Origin of the sequence: Chelatococcus sp. YT9 (genome assembly GCF_018398315.1) — a bacterium.
Taxonomy (GTDB): domain Bacteria; phylum Pseudomonadota; class Alphaproteobacteria; order Rhizobiales; family Beijerinckiaceae; genus Chelatococcus.
This window is the reverse complement of sequence record NZ_JAHBRW010000002.1, coordinates 61137-79136: the sequence shown is the minus strand read 5'-3', so window position 1 is coordinate 79136 and position 18000 is coordinate 61137. Positions and strand designations below refer to the sequence as shown.

Sequence of the window (18000 nt, the reverse complement as noted above, 5' to 3'; positions counted from 1 at the left end):
GACGGATCCGACGGGCCGTCGGCGAAGCATATCCGTTTCGTGGCGGCACAAAATCGGGATCGAGGCGCGTTTGGTGCTTGCGATCATAGATCATATATGATTTATGATCTATGGATTGTTTAACCAGGCAGGTTCCCGTGTCGGCCGCAGCTCATTCACCTAGTTCCGTCCTCGAGGGCGTCAGAGTGCTCGATTTGACGATTGCCATGGCAGGCCCATTGGCGACGTCGCGCATGAGCGATCTCGGCGCAGACGTCATCAAGATCGAGTCCCCCAGCGGGGACTTCTCACGGCAGTGGCCGATCGACGGTTATTGGCACGGTGAGGAGTCGAGCGCGTTCCTCATGCTCAATCGCGGCAAGCGCGGCATATGCCTCGACCTGAAGCAGCCGTCGTCCCAGGAGGTTTTGCACCGGCTCGTCGCCCAGTCAGACATTCTGGTGCAGAATTTCCGGCCGCGTGTCGCCGCAAGGCTCGGCATCGATTTCGCGACGCTCAGTCGCATCAACCCGAAGCTCGTCTATGTGGCCATCAGCGGCTATGGCGACGAGGGGCCGATGGTCGACAGGCCCGGCCAGGACCTTCTGGTGCAGTCGTTCTCGGGTCTCGCGTTCAACGCGGGTACTGACGACGGTCTGCCTCATCCGTCGCCGGTCTATATGGTCGATACCTGCGCCTCGCATTTGGCAACGGAGGCGGCGCTTTCCGGTTACATCGAGGCCCAGCGCACCGGAAAGGGGCGTGAGTTCAAAGTCTCCCTGCTCGCTGCCGCGCTCGAGATCCAGATCCAGGAGATTTCCACCTTTCTGAATACCGGGCGTCTGGCGCCGCGCTCCGAGCGGCCGTTCGCCAGCGTATATATGGAGCCGCCCTACGGGATCTACCGCACAGCGGACGGCTTTCTTGCGATCGCCCAGGCACGCTTTCCGGCTCTCGCCAATGCCTTCGAAGATCCGGAGCTCGCCGGGCTCGGTGAAGAAGCGCCGCCCCACGCGGATCTCGAGGCGCGTCGCCGTTGGCGCGACAAGGCGGCGGGCCTAGTGGCGCGGCATGTTGCCAAATATTCGACGGAGGAGCTGATCAACCGGCTGACTCCGCTCGATATCTGGGTCAATCCAGTTCAGAGCTACGCGGAGCTTGCAAGCCACGAGCAGTTTCGCCCCTTTGTCACGGAAATCAACCATGCCGGTGGTCCGTATCGCACCCTGGCCCCGGCGATCGACACCGGCGAGAAGCGTACGTTCAAGACAGCGCCGCGTCTCGGCGAGCACACCGACGAGGTGCTGGCTGAGCTCGGCTTTGACGAGCACGCGCGGCAGGCGCTGCACAGCACGGGAGCGGCCCGATGAAGGCGGACATATACGTTGAACAGGACGGGCACGTCGCTGAACTCGTCCTCAACCGACCGGCCAAGTTGAACACGATGACCCCTGCGATGTTCAAGCTGTTGCGCGAATTGAGCCAGGAGATCAACGAGACGCGCTCGATCCACGTCGTTGTGCTGAGAGGCGAGGGCGAGCGTGCCTTCTGCGCCGGGACCGATATCAATACGCTCAAGGAATACGAAGACTTCTGGGATTGGCGCAATCGGGTCGACTATGTCACGCAGATCCGCGCTATTCGGCAACCCGTCATCGCGGTCCTGCGCGGGTGGGCTCTCGGCGGCGGGCATGAACTCGCGGTTGCCTCCGATATTCGCATCGCCGCGCGCAGTGCTATCCTCGGCTCCCCGGAAATCGGCCTCGGCTGGGTGGGAGCCGGCGGGACCTCCCAGTATCTGCCTCGCTTGATCGGCTATGGACAGGCAATGCGGATTCTGCTCACGGGTCAGCGCATCACAGCCGAGGAAGCGCTGCGGATCGGCCTCGTCGAGGAAGTGGTGGACGACGACGCGGCACTCCCGCGGGCCCGTGAGCTTGCCCGGCAGATCGCCAGTTATTCGCCTGTCGCCACCCAGGCGACGAAAGCCGCGGTGCGCGCGGGCATGAACGGCAATCTCGATCTGGGTCTGCAGATTGAAAACGAGCTGATGGCGCTGTGCTTCGCAGCCGGTAATGACAAGGCGGGTGCGCAGATGTTCAACGCGCGCAAGACGCCGTGATGGGGACGGACATGGTATCTGCGAACCGGTCGCACGCGCCGCTTAGAGGGATCACGTGGGGACACAGACGGGCGATCAACCCCCTTGTCGAGGCAAGCCGCGTATTTGAAGCCCAGCACGGCCGGAGCGTTCAATGGGCAGTTCGGGATCTCAGGGCGTTCGAGCATCAGCCGCTCGCTGAGGCCATCCGCGATTGTGATCTCCTCGTCTTCGATCATCCGTTCATCGGAGAAATTGCGGGTTCCGGCCTGTTCCTTCCGCTGGATGACGTGCTGGCACGGGTTCCTGGCGGCACGGCTGAGGCGACCTACGCCGGTCCATCGTTACGGAGCTACCGGTGGCAGGGGCAGGTTTGGGGCGCCCCCGTCGATGCGGCGACCATGAACGCGATTTTCCGTCCGGACCTGCTCAGACCCTTGGATTGTCCCGAGCCTCGGAGATGGGAGGAGGTGATCGCGCTGGGCCGCGCCGCGCGCCGGCAAGGGCTGTGGCTCGGTCTCGCCAATGGCGATCACCACGGGTTTCTGGCGGCAGGCACGCTGATGCATAATCAGGGTGCTCGCTGGACGGAGACGCCTGAAGGCGGGCTTGTGTTCGATCTTGATGCGTTCTCGCGGGCGCTCGATGCGCTTGATGAAGTCAACGGCTTTGCTCATCCGGACAGCGGGCATTTCAACTCCATCGCCTTGCACGACGCGATGACGGCCCGGGATGATCTTGTCTATTGTCCGCTGACCTACGGCTACGCGACCTATGGCGAGGCCGATTTCGGCCGGCGACGCCTGGCCTTTGGAGCCTTCCCCGGGCTTGAGGCGCCGGAATGCGCAGGAACATTGGTCGGCGGCGCCGCTGTCGGTATAACCGCGCATTGCACCGATCCCGATGCTGCGAGAACCTATGTCGCCTTCCTGCTTCACAATGAAACTCAAGATGGCATTTTCGCCCGACATCACGGCCAGCCCGCGACGATGTCATCCTGGCGGGACAGCACGATCGATGGCGCCTTCAATGGCTATTTCTCTGCCGTTGGAGAGACGCTGCAGCATGCGGCGATCCGTCCGCGCTTCCGTGGCTTTGGTCGTTTTGAGAAGCAGGCCGGCCACCATGTCGGTTCTTACCTGAGAAAGGAGACGACGCGGTCAGCGTTGCTCACGGCAATGCGGGAACTCGTGGACGCCACACATGCCCAAGCTGCGGCCTAAGTATTCGTCAGCCGCGACGCAAACAGTGAACGTAAGCGGAGATCCAGTCTCCCAAGATGATGAGATCGGTCGCTAGGGCCGGCAATGACCAGTCTGCACTCCGCAAGTCTCGTGCAAGCCGTTCTCGGGCATGCGGGTTGCTTCTGCCAGCGGAGAGAGACTGCGACGATGCTTTTACGCTAGGTCGCGCTTGCATAAGAATTCGGGAGGGTCACATGAAATCATTCAAGAAACTCGTTGGTGTTTGCATGGCTGCGGCTGCGCTCGCAATGGCCGCGCCAGCCCAGGCGCAGACGGTTCTGCGCATCGGCACCGGACAGGCGGCGGCCGAGCTGCAGAACGTCATTCTGCAGGAGGTCGCCACGCGGGTGAAGGAGCGCACAGGTGGCAAGCTGGTGCTGGAGCTCTTCCCTGGCGGGCAGCTGGGCAGCGAGCGTGATGTGCACGAGCAGGTGAAGATGGGTGCACCCATCATCACGATCGTCGATTCCGGCTATTTCGCCAGCTACGCGAGCAAGGACGTCGGCATTCTCTCAGCACCTTTCGTCTTCAAGGACTACGAAGAAGTGACGAAGGTGCTCAAATCAGATCTGGCCAAGAGCTGGCTCGCCCAAGGTGAGAAGAACGGCGTGAAGATGCTCGCCTTCAACTGGTTCTTCGGCGATCGCCACATTGTAGGTCGCAAGGGCTATCCGAAGGTTAGCGACCTCGCTCACGTGAAGTTCCGTCTCGCACCGATCCCGATCTACATCGATTCGTTCAAAGCCCTTGGCGTCTCGCCCGTGACGCTCGATTTCGCCGAGGTTTACAGCGCCCTTCAACAGGGGGTGGTTGACGCGGCCGAGGGCCCAACGGGTTCGATCTACAGTTCCAAACTCTACGAGCCCGCGCCCTTCATCACCAAGACCGGGCATGTCAAGCAGGTGCTTGGGCTGATGATGAACAAGACGGTGTTCGACAGCCTCCCCGCTGACCAGCGCACAATCCTGATCGAGGAAATGCTGGCTGGCGGCGAGCGCTACAGCAAGCAGGGCGCAGATCGTCAGGGCGAGTTGCAGGCGCAGATGCAGAAGGCCGGCGCGACCTTCGTCACGCCCGACATAGAAGGCTACAAGGCTGCCGTCATGCCGATCTACAAGGACTATAAGGACTGGAGCCCCGGGCTGCTGGACAAGGTTCGTGCCATCATCGGCGCCCAGATGTAAAAAATAAAACCGTCAACCTCACGCCTCGACTCTAGTATATGCCTAGAGGCAGCCGACATTCAGCCTGGGCCCATTCCGTTAAGCGTAACGTGATCTGCGTCCGGGTGGTTCCCTCCAAATATGGCTTGACCCATTGGCATACGTGACCGGCGGCGCGTCTTCGAGGGCGTGCCGCTGGCCCGCTTATTGTTCCTAGCTCTACGAGGCGGTCGCTCGTCAGGCTCGGCTTCCACCGGATATGCACTCGATAGGGGTCCCATGTTTGCAAAGCGCTTCGTGCAATGGGCGGAAAATATTCTCCCCGGCTCACTGCTGGCATTGATGACAATTCTTGTGATCATCGATGTGCTCTGTCGCTATGTCCTGAATGTGAGCTTTGCAGGTTCCGCCGAGGTTGCCACCGCGCTCTTTGTATGGCTCGTCTTTCTTGGAAGCGCAGGCGCGGTTCGAAAACTGCAGCACATCGGCATCGAAGGCTTCTCGATATTCATCCCGAAGGCGGGCAAGCCGTGGCTGCATCTTGCGATGTCCGGCGCAATCCTTGTTGTATCGCTCCACATGGTCAGGATCGGCTATAACCTGAGCATGAATTCATGGGACCGTGAAATCGACATGGTCGGTGTGCCGTATTTTTACGTCTACATCGCCATTCCTATCAGCTTTGCTCTTATCGCTATCCATTCTCTCGCCCAGGTCGTCGATATTCTACGTAACTGGCAACAGGCTGAATGCGTACGACTAAAAAACAATACCGACCCGGAGGTTTGACATGACGCTCATGCTCATCGGTGTCATGGTCCTGATCGGCCTCGGCATGCCGATCGCCTTTGCGGTTCTTATTCCCTGCGCGCTGTATTTCGTTGCGGCTGGGCTGCCCGAGGCCTTGTTTGCGCAGCGCATCGCGAGTGGCACGGCGTCGTTTCCCATGTTGGCGATACCCTTCTTCGTGCTCGCTGGCGAGATCATGCAACGCGGCGGCATAGCGAGGCGTCTCATCGATGTCGCCCGTGTCTCAGTCGGCCACATGCGGGGTGGGCTCGCCCAGGTCGGCGTGCTGGGCGGTGCCTTGATCAGCGCAGTGTCGGGATCGGCGACCGCCGATACGGCGATTCTCTCCAAGACAGTGTCCCGGGAGATGGTGCGCGAAGGCTACCCGCGCGGCTTCGCCGCCTCGGTGGCTGCGGTCGCTGGTGTTCTCGGGCCCCTCATTCCGCCCAGCATCATGATGATCCTCTATGGTCTCATGGCAGAGGTGTCGATCGGCCGGCTGTTCATGGCGGGCGTGCTACCCGGCATAGTCGTGGCGGGTGCGCTGATGATGGCCAATCTCCTCGTCATGAAACAGCATGCCATCGAAATCCCACTGCAGCCCAAAGCGACCGCCGGGGATCTCCTGCAGGCAGTCAAGCGCGGCTTCTGGGCCCTGATGTTCCCTGTCTTTGTCTGGGTTGGCCTGCGCGGGGGGCTGTTCACCCCAACCGAGCTAGGCGCGTTTGTTGCCCTCTATTGTCTTGTCGTCAGCGTCTTCGTGTACAAGGAGCTGACACTCAAGGAACTCCCGGCGATATTCCAGGAGTCGGCACTTCTCACAGCAATAATCATGTTCATCCTGGCCTCGAGCACAGGTCTCAATTATGCCATTGCCTGGGAAAGGCTACCGCAAGCTATTGCGAATTGGTTCCTGAGTGCCAGCGACAACAAGTTCGTCATCCTGATGATCATCAACGTGGTGCTGCTCCTGCTTGGCCTCGCCCTGGAGGGGCCGCCGCTCCTGATCATACTGACGCCGATCCTGGTGCCGCTCATGACAGGCCTTGGCGTGGACCTCGTCCATTTCGGCGTCATTCTGGTGTTCAACCTGACGCTCGGCGCGTTGACGCCGCCGGTAGCAACTCTAATCTTCGTGGCGAGCACCATCGTCGGATGCACGTCATCAGAGTTCATGCGCTACTTCTGGCTGATCTTCGCGATGTTGCTGCTCGCGCTGCTGCTGATCACTTACGTCCCGGCGATCAGCCTGTTCCTGCCCAATCTGATCTATGGCTGAGTGGGCAAGAATGCGGGCGCCGTGACTGCACGGCGCTTCCACAGCATGGATGTGTTTGGCAAAAGTGATAGATGCCGATCCGGGAGTTACAGCCGCTCGATGGCGACGGCTGTTGCCTCTCCGCCTCCGATGCAGAGCGTGGCGACGCCTTTCCGGAGACCGCGTCGCTCAAGCGCAGCCGCGAGAGTAACGAGGATTCGCGCGCCGGACGCGCCGATGGGATGTCCGAGTGCGCAGGCCCCGCCATTCACATTGATCTTGTCATGTGGCAGGTCGAGCTCGCGCATCGCGGCGAGTACCACCACCGCGAATGCTTCGTTGATCTCGAAGAGATCGACGTCGGCCTTGGTCCAACCCGTCTTCGCGAACAAGGCTTCGAGCGCGCCGACGGGGGCTGTTGTGAACCAGGCCGGCGCGCGCGCATGACCGGCTTGTCCGCGGATGATCGCGACAGGCGTGATCCCCCGACGCTCCGCTTCCGACCGACGCATCAAGACGAGGGCAGCGGCGCCGTCTGAGATGGAGGAGGCGTTCGCGGCGGTGACGGTGCCGTCAGCGCGGAACGCGGGCTTCAGCGTTGGGATTTTATCGGGCTTCGCTTTCCCGGGCTGTTCGTCGATGCGGATGGCATCGACACCTGCTGGTACAGGCACGATCTCCGATGAAAACTCCCCGTCCGCGATGGCACGGTTGGCACGTTCCAGCGAGGTCAGCGCATAGCGATCCTGCATCTCGCGTGTGAACTGGTAGTGCTGCGCGGTGTCCTCGGCGAAGCTGCCCATCAGGCGGCCCTTGTCGTACGCGTCTTCGAGACCGTCGAGGAACATGTGGTCGAGCGCGCGCCCGTGGCCGAGGCGCAGGCCCTGGCGTGCACGGTCCAGCAGATAGGGCGCATTTGTCATGCTCTCCATCCCGCCTGCCACCACGACATTTGCACTGCCGGCAGCGATCAGATCGTGCCCGAGCATCACGGCCTTCATGCCCGACCCGCAGACCTTGCTGACGGTCGTGCAGGGAACAGCTTGTGGCAAGCCCGCGCCGAGAGCGGCCTGGCGCGCTGGGGCTTGGCCGACGCCGGCGCTGAGCACGTTGCCCATCAAGACCTCATCGATGTCGTCACCGGTGAGCGCCGCACGTTGCACGGCCGCCTTGATGGCAACGGCGCCGAGTTCCGGAGCGGAGTGCCCCTTGAGTTCGCCCTGGAACCCGCCCATCGGGGTGCGTGCGATGGCGGCAATGACGATAGGATCTTTATCCAAGGCTTAGTCTCCCTGTATGAGAGCCTTCTGCGCTCACCTGCGCGGTGATCATATCATGGATCCAGGCAAGGACGCGGATGTGTTCACCTTGTCGGCATGGGGTCAGCTCGCCGCAGCCCTGCTCGGTCGCGCTGTCTGTCGCGCGGAGGACAGGATCATGTCCGCGGCTTTCTCGGCAATCATGAAGACGGCCGCCTGCGTATTGCCCGAGACGATCGTCGGCATGATCGAGGCGTCGACGATCCGCAGCCCTTCGACACCGTGAACCCGCAGTTCTGGATCGGTGACCGCCAGACTGTCCCGCCCCATGCGGCAGGTGCCGCAGATGTGATAAATGGTCTGGCCGTCACGGCGGGCAAAGGCGAGCCAGTCTGCGTCGCTGCGGCAGTCCGGGCCCGGTGCCAACTCGATCTGGCGATAGGGGTCCATGGCAGCCTGATCCACGATATGGCGTGCGATCTTCATGCCTTCCACCATGGCGCGGCGATCCTCCGCTGCGGCCAGGAAATTGGGGCGGATGGCGGGTGCGCGCAGCGGGTCGGGTGAGATGGCGTGGATGGTGCCGCGCGATTCCGGACGCAGCTGGGTGACGCCAATGGTCATGCCGGGTAAACGGTCGAGCTTGCGTTCAGCCGCGTTGGCGTAACTCGCGTGCATGAAGAAATACTGCACATCGGGCCCGGCAAGCTCAGGGCGCGTACGCACGAAGCCGAAGGCGAGGCCGGTGCCGAGTGTGAGGATGCCGCGCCGCGTCGCCAGATACTGCAGGACTGAAAGACCAAGCCTTGCCCCACGCGTCTGCTCGTTGAGTGTGATGGGCTGCTTGACCCGCCAGTTCATACGTGTGCAGAAATGATCGATGTAGTTCGCGCCAACGCCAGGCAGCGCGGCCTGGACGGGAATGTCGAGCGCCTGCAGGATTGCGGGATCGCCGATGCCGGAGAGCTCCAGCAGTTGGGGCGTCTGCGCGGCGCCTGCCGCCAGGATGACCTCGGCGCGCGCCGAGAAGCGCTGGGTCTGGCCGGCGACGTTCACCATGACGCCGACCGCGCGGCCGCCCTCGAAGACCACGCGCAGCACATGGGCATCCGTGCGCACCGCGAGATTGGAGCGGCCCCGAGCAGGTTTGAGATAGGCTTCCGCCGCGCTGACGCGCCGGCCGTTGCGCTGGTTCACCTGATAATAGCCGAAGCCGTCCTGGCTTTCCCCGTTGTAGTCGGGATTGCGCTGGAAGCCGGCCTGGCCGGCCGCCGCGATGAACGCCTCGGCGATGGCCGGGCGCTCCGCCACCTCGACGAGGGGAAGCGGCCCGCCACGGGCGCGCAGGCCGCCCGTGACGCCCTCATAGTCCTCCAGCCGCTTGAAATAGGGCAGGACATCCTCGAAGCTCCAGCCGAGACAGCCCCGCTGCGCCCAGCCGTCATAGTCCTGCGGCTGTCCGCGCACATAGATCATGCCGTTGATCAGGGTAGAGCCACCAAGCCCCTTGCCGCGCGGCACCGCGATGACGCGATTGCCGGTGGCCTCCTCGGGTTCGGTCTGGAAGCGCCAGTTGTAAGTCGGATTGGTAAGAAGCTTGCTGAAGCCGGCGGGTATGGGAACCCATGGGCTTCTGGCCTCCCGACCAGCCTCCAGCAGAAGGACAGAATGCTGCCCCGAGGCGGTGAGGCGATTGGCAAGGACGCAACCTGCGGTGCCGCCGCCGACAATGATGTAGTCGAAGGTTTCAGCGGAGATATCGGTCATGGGCGGTGTCGTCCGGGTTACTGCGACAGAAGCCGGCGATCCCGCCGAATGCAGTCAAGAAGGGTCAAAGCGCACCCATGTGCCGCGCCATGAGAACGATCTGGGATTCCAGCATGGGCAGCCCCCGTTGGATCCGGCACCCCCTCGCTTCTGCGGCCTTCAGGAGAGGCGTCATCTCAGGGTCCATGATCACCTCGGCGACAAATTGCCGGGGCTCGATCTGCGCCACGTCGAGAGGCAGTGGATCGTCCGGGCGCATGCCGAGCGACGTCCCGTTGACGATGATATCCTGCGCGGCGACCTGGTCCGCATCCGTGCTCACGGGGAGCGTTGGATAAATCCCGCGCACACGGCCAGCAAGCGCCTCGGCCTTGTCCCGCGTGCGGTTGGCGATGGTGAGCTCGCGAACGCCGGCCTCGGCAAGCGCGAAGGCGATCGCGCTCGCTGCGCCGCCCGCGCCGGCGAGATAAGCGCGCAGGCCCTTCGGCTCCACACCGGAGGTCCGCAGCGCCTCGACGAAGCCGATGCCGTCGAGCATGGCGCCGACCATGCGACCGTCGGCTTCTCGCCGCACACAGTTCACGGCGCCGATGTACCGTGCTTCCGGCGTTGTCTCGTCGCAGAGCTCCAGCATCGCCGGCTTGTGCGGCACCGTGGCAATGAAGCCGCCGAAGTTCTGCATCGTCCGAAGACCGTCCAGCAGCGTCCGGAGCTGCCCGGGCGCCACGTGGAAGGGCACGAGAACGGCATCGACGTTGTGCCGCGCGAGCAGCGTATTCATCACCTGCGGCGTTTTCACGTGGTAGATCGGGTCGGCCAGGATGCCGAGTATCCGCGTGCGCCCGGTAATCTCTTGCATTGTTCCGTCCCATGCCGCTGTGGCAGTATTGCCGTTCTTCCAGACGTGCCGTTCGCCTCCGCTGCGGAGCCCCAGCTTTGCCGATGGCTAGACCGGGCGCAAGCTCAGGTCATATAGAGGCCGCCTGCGACATCCACCGTCTGGCCGGTGACGAAGCTTGCCTCCGCCGAAGTCAGATAGAGCGCGACATCGGCGACCTCGTCCGGCCCGCCGAGGCGGCCCATGGGGGTCAGGCGCACCTGTTCGTCGTTGACGGCGCCGGCCACGGCCTTGACCATCGGCGTCTCGATACGGCCGGGGGCCAGCGCATTGACGCGGATGCCGAATGGGCCGAACTCGGTGGCGAGATGCTTGGTGAAGCCGATCAGCGCCGACTTGGTCGCCGCATAGTGGCAGGCGACGATCGGCGAATAGGTCTTGCCGGCGACGGAAGACATATTGACGATCCAGCCGCGTCCGGCCTCGCGCATGAAAGGGCTCAGCGCGCGGATGGTGTTGAAGGGGCCGGACAGGTTGACCGCGACGACGCGGCTCCATTCGGCAGGATCCATCTCCCAAACCTTGTGGGCGACGCCGTCGTGCTTCGGCGAGATACCTGCATTGTTGATGATGGTATCGAACGGTCCGCCGATCGCGCGGGCGGCCTCCGCCAGCCCCTTGTCCACCGCGTCGTAATCGGCGACGTCGAGAACGAGCGGCAGGGCCTTGCCGCCCGCCGCCGCGATCGCCGCGACCGTGGCATCGACATCGGCCTTCGTCACGTCGGCGACGCCGACAGTGGCGCCGCGGCGGGCGAAACCGAGGGCGATCGCTTGCCCGATGCCGCGGCCGGCGCCGGTGACGAGGACGCGGCGGCCCTGATGGCTCGGCCGGACTGCGATATCGGCGGGATTGACTTCACGTGTTGCCATGACAATTGCCCAGTCTTTGGAACTTGCTCAGGATTGCGCAGTTCTGTGCGGAGTTCACGCGTGGAAGGCATGCAGATGCCGAGATAGGCCTAAATACCCAGATAGGCCTGGCGGACGTGATCATTGGCGAGCAGGGCCTCGCCGCTGTCCGTTAGCACGATCTCGCCGTTCTCGAGCACATAGCCACGATCCGCCGCCTTCAGGGTGTGGAAGACGTTCTGCTCCACGATCAACACCGTCGCGCCCGTCTTGACGATCGAGTCGATCACGTCGAAGACCTGCGCGACGATGATGGGGGCAAGGCCAAGCGAGGGCTCATCGAACATGAGGAGCTTCGGGCGGGCCATCATGCCCCGCGCGATGGCAACCATCTGCTGCTCGCCGCCGGACAGCGAGGCGGCATTCTGGTCAAGGCGCTCACGCACACGCGGAAACAACGTGAGCACTTCCTCCAGCGTATCGGCCTGCTTCTCACGAGCTGCGCTGCGATAGGCCCCCATCAGCAGGTTCTCGTGCACGGTCATCTCCGGAAAGAGCTGGCGCCCTTCCGGAATGAGCGTAATGCCGAGGTCGACCGTCTCGTGAGCGGAGAGGCGCGTGATGTCCTGCCCCTCGAAGAGGATGCGACCCGACGTTGGCCTGATCAGTCCGGCGATCGTGCGCAGCGTGGTTGTCTTGCCGGCGCCATTGGCGCCGACGATCGTCACCACCTCGCCGGCGTTCACCTCCAGTGAGACGTCGTGCAGGATCGTGGTGGCGCCGTATCCGGCATCGATGTTCTCAAGCTTGAGCATGGACAAATTCCTTGCCGAGATAGGCTTCGATGACCGTGGGATCGCGCACCACCTCCTGCGGCTTGCCCTGAGCGATAATCTGTCCGGAGGACAGCACGATGACCCGGTCCGAGAGCGACATCACCGCCTGCATGACATGCTCGATGGCGATGATGCTGACGCCGCTGTCGCGGATTGACAGGGTCAAGTCGATGGCGCGGCGCACATCCGTCTGGTTGATGCCAGCCATCACCTCGTCGAGCAGAAGGACGCGGGGCTTCATCGCCATGACGCGGGCCATCTCCAGCCGCTTCAGGCCGCCGATGGTCAGGCCGCGGGCCTCGGCATCGAGCCAGGGACCCAGTCCCATCCGGTGAGCCGTCTCGCGTGCCACCTCGCGCGCCTCATGGACGTCGCTGAAGCGATGGAACGCGCCGACCATGATGTTTTCCTCGACGGTCATGGCCGCGAAGGGCTGGACGATCTGGAAGGTGCGGCCGACGCCGATCGCCGCGAAATCCGCCGGCGTCACGGGTTTGTGCCAATTGCCATCGGCGCCGCGCACCGTGACCGAGCCGCTGTCCGGCGCCAGAAAGCCCGAGATCATGTTGAACACAGTGGTCTTGCCGGCGCCATTCGGGCCGATCAGGCCGAGGATCTCCCCCTCGCGCAGGGTGAAGCCGACATTGTTGGTGACATGCAGCCCGCCGAAGTGCTTCTGCAGGGCTTCCACCTTGACGATCTCCTCTCCCAGCGGAGCCCGCGTCGCCGCTGCCGGGGCCGCCGCGACGGCGCTGGCCTGCTTTTGCCGGGAGACGGCCGTGGCGCCGCCGCCATTCAGCCGCGCGAGCAAACCCATCAAACCATTGGGCATGAAGAGCACGACGAGGATCAGCACCGCGCCGTAGACGAAGCCGTGCAGCCCGAGCGCGTGCGCGCCGAGCCAGCCGCGCGCCACCTCCGAGATCGGCACCAGGAGCACCGCCCCGAGCAAGGGGCCGAAGACCGTGCCGATGCCGCCGATGAGGGCGAACATGGCGATCTGGATCGAGAGAGGCAGCGAGAACATCGCCGCTGGCTCGATGAAGGTGAGGTACATGGCGTGGAAGGTGCCGACCATGGCGGTCAGCGCCGCCGAAACCGACACGGCGATGAGGCGAACCTTCACGGTATTGACGCCGGCGGCTTTCGCGGCGGATTCGCGCTCGCGCGTGGCGACCAGCTGGAAGCCGATGCGATGCGAACGGATCCACCAGGCAACGGCCAGGCAAACCAAAAGCATGCCGAAGGCGATGATGAGCGGCGGCAGGCGCTCCCGGAAGACCATCCACTCCCAGCCGAATTTCAGCGGGATCATCAGACCGGTGGCGCCACCCGTAAGGTCGCGGAAATGCAGCGCGATGACGCGGAACACTTCCAGGAAGGCGATGGTCGCCAAAGCGAAGAAGGGACCGCGCAGCCTGAAGCAAGGATAGCTGATCGCGATTGCCACGACGATCGAAACCGCAGCGCCCGCGAACATGCCGAGCCAAGGGCTGATGCCCATGTTCATCAGGATGATGCCGACATAGGCGCCGAGGCCATAGAAGATGGCATGGCCTAGCGACAACTGTCCGGCAAAGCCACCGACGATGTTCCATGCGGTCGACAGTGCCGCGAAGATGAACAGCGTGACGAAGATGTGATAGATGAAGTCATCATCTATCATCACCGGAATAATAAAGAGCGCAGCCAGGAAGACGACGAGCGCAACCAGATTGCGCCAGGTCACGCCGGCGAACCGCGAGGGAGCGGGGGAGGCGAGAGTGATATCTGTCATGGCAATCCTGTCATGGCGCTGTCATGGCGATACGTGCGACAGGTTCAGACGCTTTCCGAACAGGCCTGCCGGCTTCAGGATGAGAATGATGAGGAACATGCCGAAGACCGCGACTTCGCGCATGTCCGAGCCAACATAGAAGCCCGCGAAACTGTCGATCAATCCGATGACCAGCGAACCGACGAAGGCCCCGGGAATGGACCCCAGCCCGCCGAGAACGACGACAACGAAGGCAGTCAGCACGAAGTAGGTGCCGATGGTCGGCGAGGTCGGATAGAGCGGCGCGATCAGCACTGAGGCGACGCCTACGCAGGCCGCGCCGATGCCGAAGGTCAGGATATAGATCCGGTCGACGTTGATGCCCATCAGCTGGGCGGCGGCGCGGTTCTGGGCGACGGCACGAATGGCACGGCCTGTCGCCGTGCTCTGCAGAAACGCCTGCAAGCCGATGACAAGCAGGATAGAAGCGGCAAAGATCACGATCTGCCCGCTGAGGACGCGAACCGGCCCGATTTCAATGGGCGTTCGGAGCCCGCTTGCCGGCGTGTTGGCGATATCGGCGCCGAAAACCAGCAAGGCGAGGTTTATCAGCGCTGTCGACAAGCCGACTGTCGCGAAGATCTGGATATGATCGTCGCGCGCGCTCATCAGCGGTTGAATAATGAGGCGCTGCGTCAAGGCTCCGAGGAGGAAGAGCGCTGGCACAACAACGATGACCGCCACGAAGGGATGGAGCCCAAGCAGACGCGTGACCAGGAAGGTGAGATACATCCCGACCATCAGGAATTCGCCATGGGCGAAGTTCACGACTTTGACGATGCCGAAGATCAGCGTCAGTCCAACCGCAACGATCGCGAAGAGGCCGCCAAGCATCAAGCCATTGGCGAGCAACTGGAGAACGGTATCCATCACGCCCTCGCTAAAGCATGTCGCACAAAGGTGCGTAGAGATCTTGCGTCATCGACATGCGATAAAACCAAAAAATGGAAAGCGCGATTGCGAATGCAGGGCATCGCGTCTCGCTTTCTGGACAAGAGGTTGGAGGATGCCGGGGCATCCCCCAAGAACTCGGTTACTTGTTGAGCCGCATCGGGGAGACGGCGGCCGCATCCGGATAAACCGTGACGAGCTTGCCATCCTGCCACTGCATTCCCATCATCTTTGCACGCTCGTTCTGGTTGTTCTTTCCGAACTTCATGCCGTAACCGGCCGCCGTCACACCTTCACCGATGTCGATGTTGTTGACCGCCGCAACGATAGCGTCCGGCGTAAAGCCCTTGCCCTTGTTGAGCGCCTCTAGCAGAACCTTCGCGCCCACGTAGTTGTTGAGCGAGTGACCCGAGCGGGGCGCCTCACCGTACTTCTTCTTGTAGGCGTCGACGAAGTTTTCCAGACCAGGCGTATACTTGGTATTGACAAGGAACTGGGTGAAATCCGCATCCAGGACGCCATCGATCACCTTGTGCCCGACCGCGTCGGCCGTCGGCTGCATGGAGTAGCCACCGCCGCCACCAATAATGGCTGCGGGCTTGAAATTAGCCTCGTTGGCCTGCTGGAGGAACAGCACCGAGTCATTCTGGTACGACGTCTGCAGCACGATATCGACGCCGCGCTGCTTGAGATCCAGCACCAGCGACGACATGTCGACCGTCGAGGCGGGATAGCCCTGCGAGGCAACGACGTTCAAGCCAGCTTCAGTCGCATATTTCTTCTGGTGGCCAGCAACAGACGTGCCGTAACTGGAATCCTCATAAATGATTCCAATTTTGAGATCTTCTGGTTTCTTGCCGATGCCGGGGGCCACCTTGTTGACGATCATCTCGATGATCAACTTGCCCATGTCCTCGGCAGTTGGATTGGTGCGGTAAAGAAACTTCAAGCCGCGACCGGTCACTTCGTCGGCAACCGCGCCCATCTCGAAATAGGGAACGCCCGACAACTCGGCGACCTGGCTCGCCGCGATGGAACGCGCTGACGAATAGGAGCCGAATATGGCAGCGACCTTCTCACGGGAGATCAGCCGGCGGGCCTCGCCGATCGCCTGGTTATTGTCCACGGCGTCGCCGCGGATCAGTACCACCTTTTCGCCCTGGACGCCGCCCGCGGCATTGATCTCGTCGACTGCGATCTCCAGTCCGCGCGCGCTTTCATCGCCGAGAAGCGCGAGCTGGCCACTGAACGGATAGAGCGCACCGAATTTGACGTCGGCATGGGCTGCCGTGGCCGTGAAGAGCACGGCCGCGGCAGCCGTCTTCAGCAACAGTGACAATTTCATAATATCCCTCCCACGTATATTATTGATCGAGCGGCGTTAAAATCAGTAGTTCAAGGCATCCTTGCCTTCGAAGACCGTGATTGGCGGATAGGCGTGCTCATCCGTGATTACATCGATGACGGTGACGTCATTGCGCGCGAGCGCTTCCTTCAAGGCGGGCAGGAAGTCAGACGCCTTCTCGATGCGGACGCCGCTGCAGCCGCATGCCCGCGCGATGGCGGCATGGTCCACGGCCTCGAAGTCCACGACATCGGTGAAATTCCCGAAGAGGCTGAGCTCGGCATGCTTCTGATAGCCGAGGATCTGATTGTTCAGGACGACCAGGACGACGGGCAGCTTCATGCGGCGCGCTGTTTCGAGCTCCGACCAGACATGGCCGAAGCCGCCATCACCGGTGACCGCGATGACCGGAGCATCGGGGCGGGCGGCCTTCGCGCCGAGTGCGAAAGGCAGGCCCCAGCCGAGGCCGGCCAGGCCGCGCGGCGTGAGGAAACGCTGACCGGCCTTGCGGGCGGTAAGGAAATTGGCAATCCAGATCGACGAATAGCTCGCGTCCGCGACCACGATGCTATCCGGCGTGAGCACGCTGTCGATGTCGGCCATCAACCGTTCCGGACGCACCGGCACCGCATCGAGATGGACAAGCTGCTTCATGTCCTCAGCGTGCTGTGCACGACCTCGGGTGATCTTGTCCTCGAGCGCGGGCCGGCGCGCCGCGAGCGAGGCCGGCTTAGCCGCTTCCAGGGCCGCAGTCAGCGCAGCGAGTGTCAGCTTGGCATCGCCCGCGAGGCGGAGCGCTTCGTAGTTGCGACCGATTTCGTGGCTGTCGATATCGATGTGAATATAACGCGCCTGCGGCGGATAGAGCGACCAGCTGTCCGTGCCGTTCTGGTTGGTGCGGTTGCCGACCAGCACAACCACATCGGCCTCGGTGACGAGATCCCTGAGATGGGAGGAGCGCCCGCGTGGAGCCATGAAGTAGCCAACCACCCCGACGGAGAGCGGGTTGGTCTCGTCCACAACTCCCTTGCCCATCACGGTCGTCGCGACGGGGATGCCAAGCGCCTGCAGGGCCGAGAGTTCAGCACAGGCCTGCGAGGCGTGCACACCGCCGCCGGCGATGACGATAGGAGCCTTGGCCTCGGCGATCAGCTTAGCCGCCTCTGCCACGCGCGCCGGATCAGCGGCCGTGCGGTCAAGCGGGAAGGTGCCAAGATGGCTCGCGCGCTGGGGCGCCTCGGGCGCGAAATCCGGGCGTTCGTCGAGCACGTCGAGCGGCACCAGCAGCACGGCTGGGCCGGCGCGGCCGCTGGCGGCTGCCGTGAAAGCCATGTCCACATAGTCATCGATGCGCGCAGGATCGGCAACCCGGCGGATCCATTTGGCAACACCACCGAACAGCGCGAAATGGTCGAGTTCCTGGAAGGCGTTCTTGTCCGTGAATTTGCGGCTGACGTCCTGGACGATGGCGACGACCGGGATCGAGGCCTTCAGCGCCTCGGCGAGGCCCGGCACCAGGAGCGTCGCGGCCGGGCCGTTCTGTGCCGTGACGACGGCGACCTTGCCGGAAATGCGCGCATAGGCATCTGCCATGGCCGCGCCGGCGTTCTCCGTGCGATAGCCGACCTGCCGGATGCCGTAGTCGGGCGCGGCGAGAAAAAGCGCCGAGGGAATGCTCTGGCCGAAGATTTCCCGCACGCCATGGCGCTGCAAGGCCGCGGCGATGAGATGCGCGCCGGTGATGTTGCTGGCTGCGCGCGGCGCGGGCTTGGTCACTGCGTTCATGCTCCTGTTTCCTTCCGT

At 63.0% G+C, this 18000-nt stretch carries 15 protein-coding genes; 6 read left to right on the top strand and 9 right to left on the bottom strand.

All coding sequences use genetic code 11. The features are described from left to right. The first annotated feature begins 110 nt into the window (after positions 1-110). From KIO76_RS20405 to KIO76_RS20380, 6 genes are all read left to right on the top strand, one after another. Positions 111-1349, top strand: a complete 1239-nt coding sequence (locus KIO76_RS20405) for a CaiB/BaiF CoA transferase family protein (RefSeq protein ID WP_283771504.1) — start codon at positions 111-113, stop codon at positions 1347-1349. Next, positions 1346-2101, top strand: coding sequence for an enoyl-CoA hydratase/isomerase family protein (locus KIO76_RS20400; protein ID WP_213325439.1), 756 nt, complete (start codon positions 1346-1348; stop codon positions 2099-2101). The genes KIO76_RS20405 and KIO76_RS20400 overlap by 4 nt, the downstream gene beginning before the upstream one ends. 11 nt (positions 2102-2112) lie before the next feature. Continuing rightward, on the top strand, positions 2113-3303 hold the full coding sequence (locus KIO76_RS20395; protein ID WP_213325438.1) for an ABC transporter substrate-binding protein: 1191 nt from the start codon (positions 2113-2115) through the stop codon (positions 3301-3303). Positions 3304-3518: 215 nt separating this feature from the next. Then, positions 3519-4508, top strand: coding sequence for a C4-dicarboxylate TRAP transporter substrate-binding protein (locus KIO76_RS20390; RefSeq protein WP_213325437.1), 990 nt, complete (start codon positions 3519-3521; stop codon positions 4506-4508). A 258-nt stretch (positions 4509-4766) separates the two neighbouring features. Next, on the top strand, positions 4767-5276 hold the full coding sequence (locus tag KIO76_RS20385; protein WP_213325436.1) for a TRAP transporter small permease: 510 nt from the start codon (positions 4767-4769) through the stop codon (positions 5274-5276). Between the two features lies 1 nt (position 5277). Further along, on the top strand, positions 5278-6555 hold the full coding sequence (locus tag KIO76_RS20380) for a TRAP transporter large permease (protein ID WP_213325435.1): 1278 nt from the start codon (positions 5278-5280) through the stop codon (positions 6553-6555). Between the two features lie 86 nt (positions 6556-6641). On the opposite strand, the gene KIO76_RS20375 is transcribed toward KIO76_RS20380, so the two are convergent. The 9 genes from KIO76_RS20375 to KIO76_RS20335 all read right to left on the bottom strand — a co-directional run bounded on the left by KIO76_RS20375 (position 6642) and on the right by KIO76_RS20335 (position 17982). Next, a complete protein-coding gene (locus KIO76_RS20375) occupies positions 6642-7814 on the bottom strand; it encodes an acetyl-CoA C-acyltransferase (protein WP_213325434.1) in 1173 nt (390 codons plus the stop codon). 102 nt (positions 7815-7916) lie between these two features. Beyond that, positions 7917-9560: a GMC family oxidoreductase gene (locus KIO76_RS20370; RefSeq protein WP_213325433.1), complete on the bottom strand. Its 1644-nt coding sequence runs from the start codon at positions 9558-9560 to the stop codon at positions 7917-7919. Positions 9561-9624: 64 nt separating this feature from the next. Beyond that, on the bottom strand, positions 9625-10419 hold the full coding sequence (locus KIO76_RS20365) for a shikimate dehydrogenase family protein (protein ID WP_213325432.1): 795 nt from the start codon (positions 10417-10419) through the stop codon (positions 9625-9627). Positions 10420-10523: 104 nt separating this feature from the next. Beyond that, on the bottom strand, positions 10524-11330 hold the full coding sequence (gene fabG / locus KIO76_RS20360) for a 3-oxoacyl-ACP reductase FabG (protein ID WP_213325431.1): 807 nt from the start codon (positions 11328-11330) through the stop codon (positions 10524-10526). 89 nt (positions 11331-11419) lie between these two features. After that, positions 11420-12124, bottom strand: coding sequence for an ABC transporter ATP-binding protein (locus KIO76_RS20355; protein WP_213325430.1), 705 nt, complete (start codon positions 12122-12124; stop codon positions 11420-11422). Next, complete coding sequence (locus KIO76_RS20350; RefSeq protein ID WP_213325429.1) at positions 12111-13922, bottom strand: branched-chain amino acid ABC transporter ATP-binding protein/permease; 1812 nt, start codon at positions 13920-13922, stop codon at positions 12111-12113. Before KIO76_RS20350 ends, KIO76_RS20355 begins: the two co-directional genes overlap by 14 nt. Before the next feature lie 21 nt (positions 13923-13943). Continuing rightward, positions 13944-14831, bottom strand: a complete 888-nt coding sequence (locus KIO76_RS20345) for a branched-chain amino acid ABC transporter permease (RefSeq protein WP_213325428.1) — start codon at positions 14829-14831, stop codon at positions 13944-13946. Between the two features lie 163 nt (positions 14832-14994). Next, positions 14995-16197, bottom strand: coding sequence for an ABC transporter substrate-binding protein (locus KIO76_RS20340; protein ID WP_213325427.1), 1203 nt, complete (start codon positions 16195-16197; stop codon positions 14995-14997). A 42-nt stretch (positions 16198-16239) separates the two neighbouring features. Then, positions 16240-17982: an acetolactate synthase catalytic subunit gene (locus KIO76_RS20335; protein ID WP_213325426.1), complete on the bottom strand. Its 1743-nt coding sequence runs from the start codon at positions 17980-17982 to the stop codon at positions 16240-16242. Between the last annotated feature and the right edge of the window lie 18 nt (positions 17983-18000).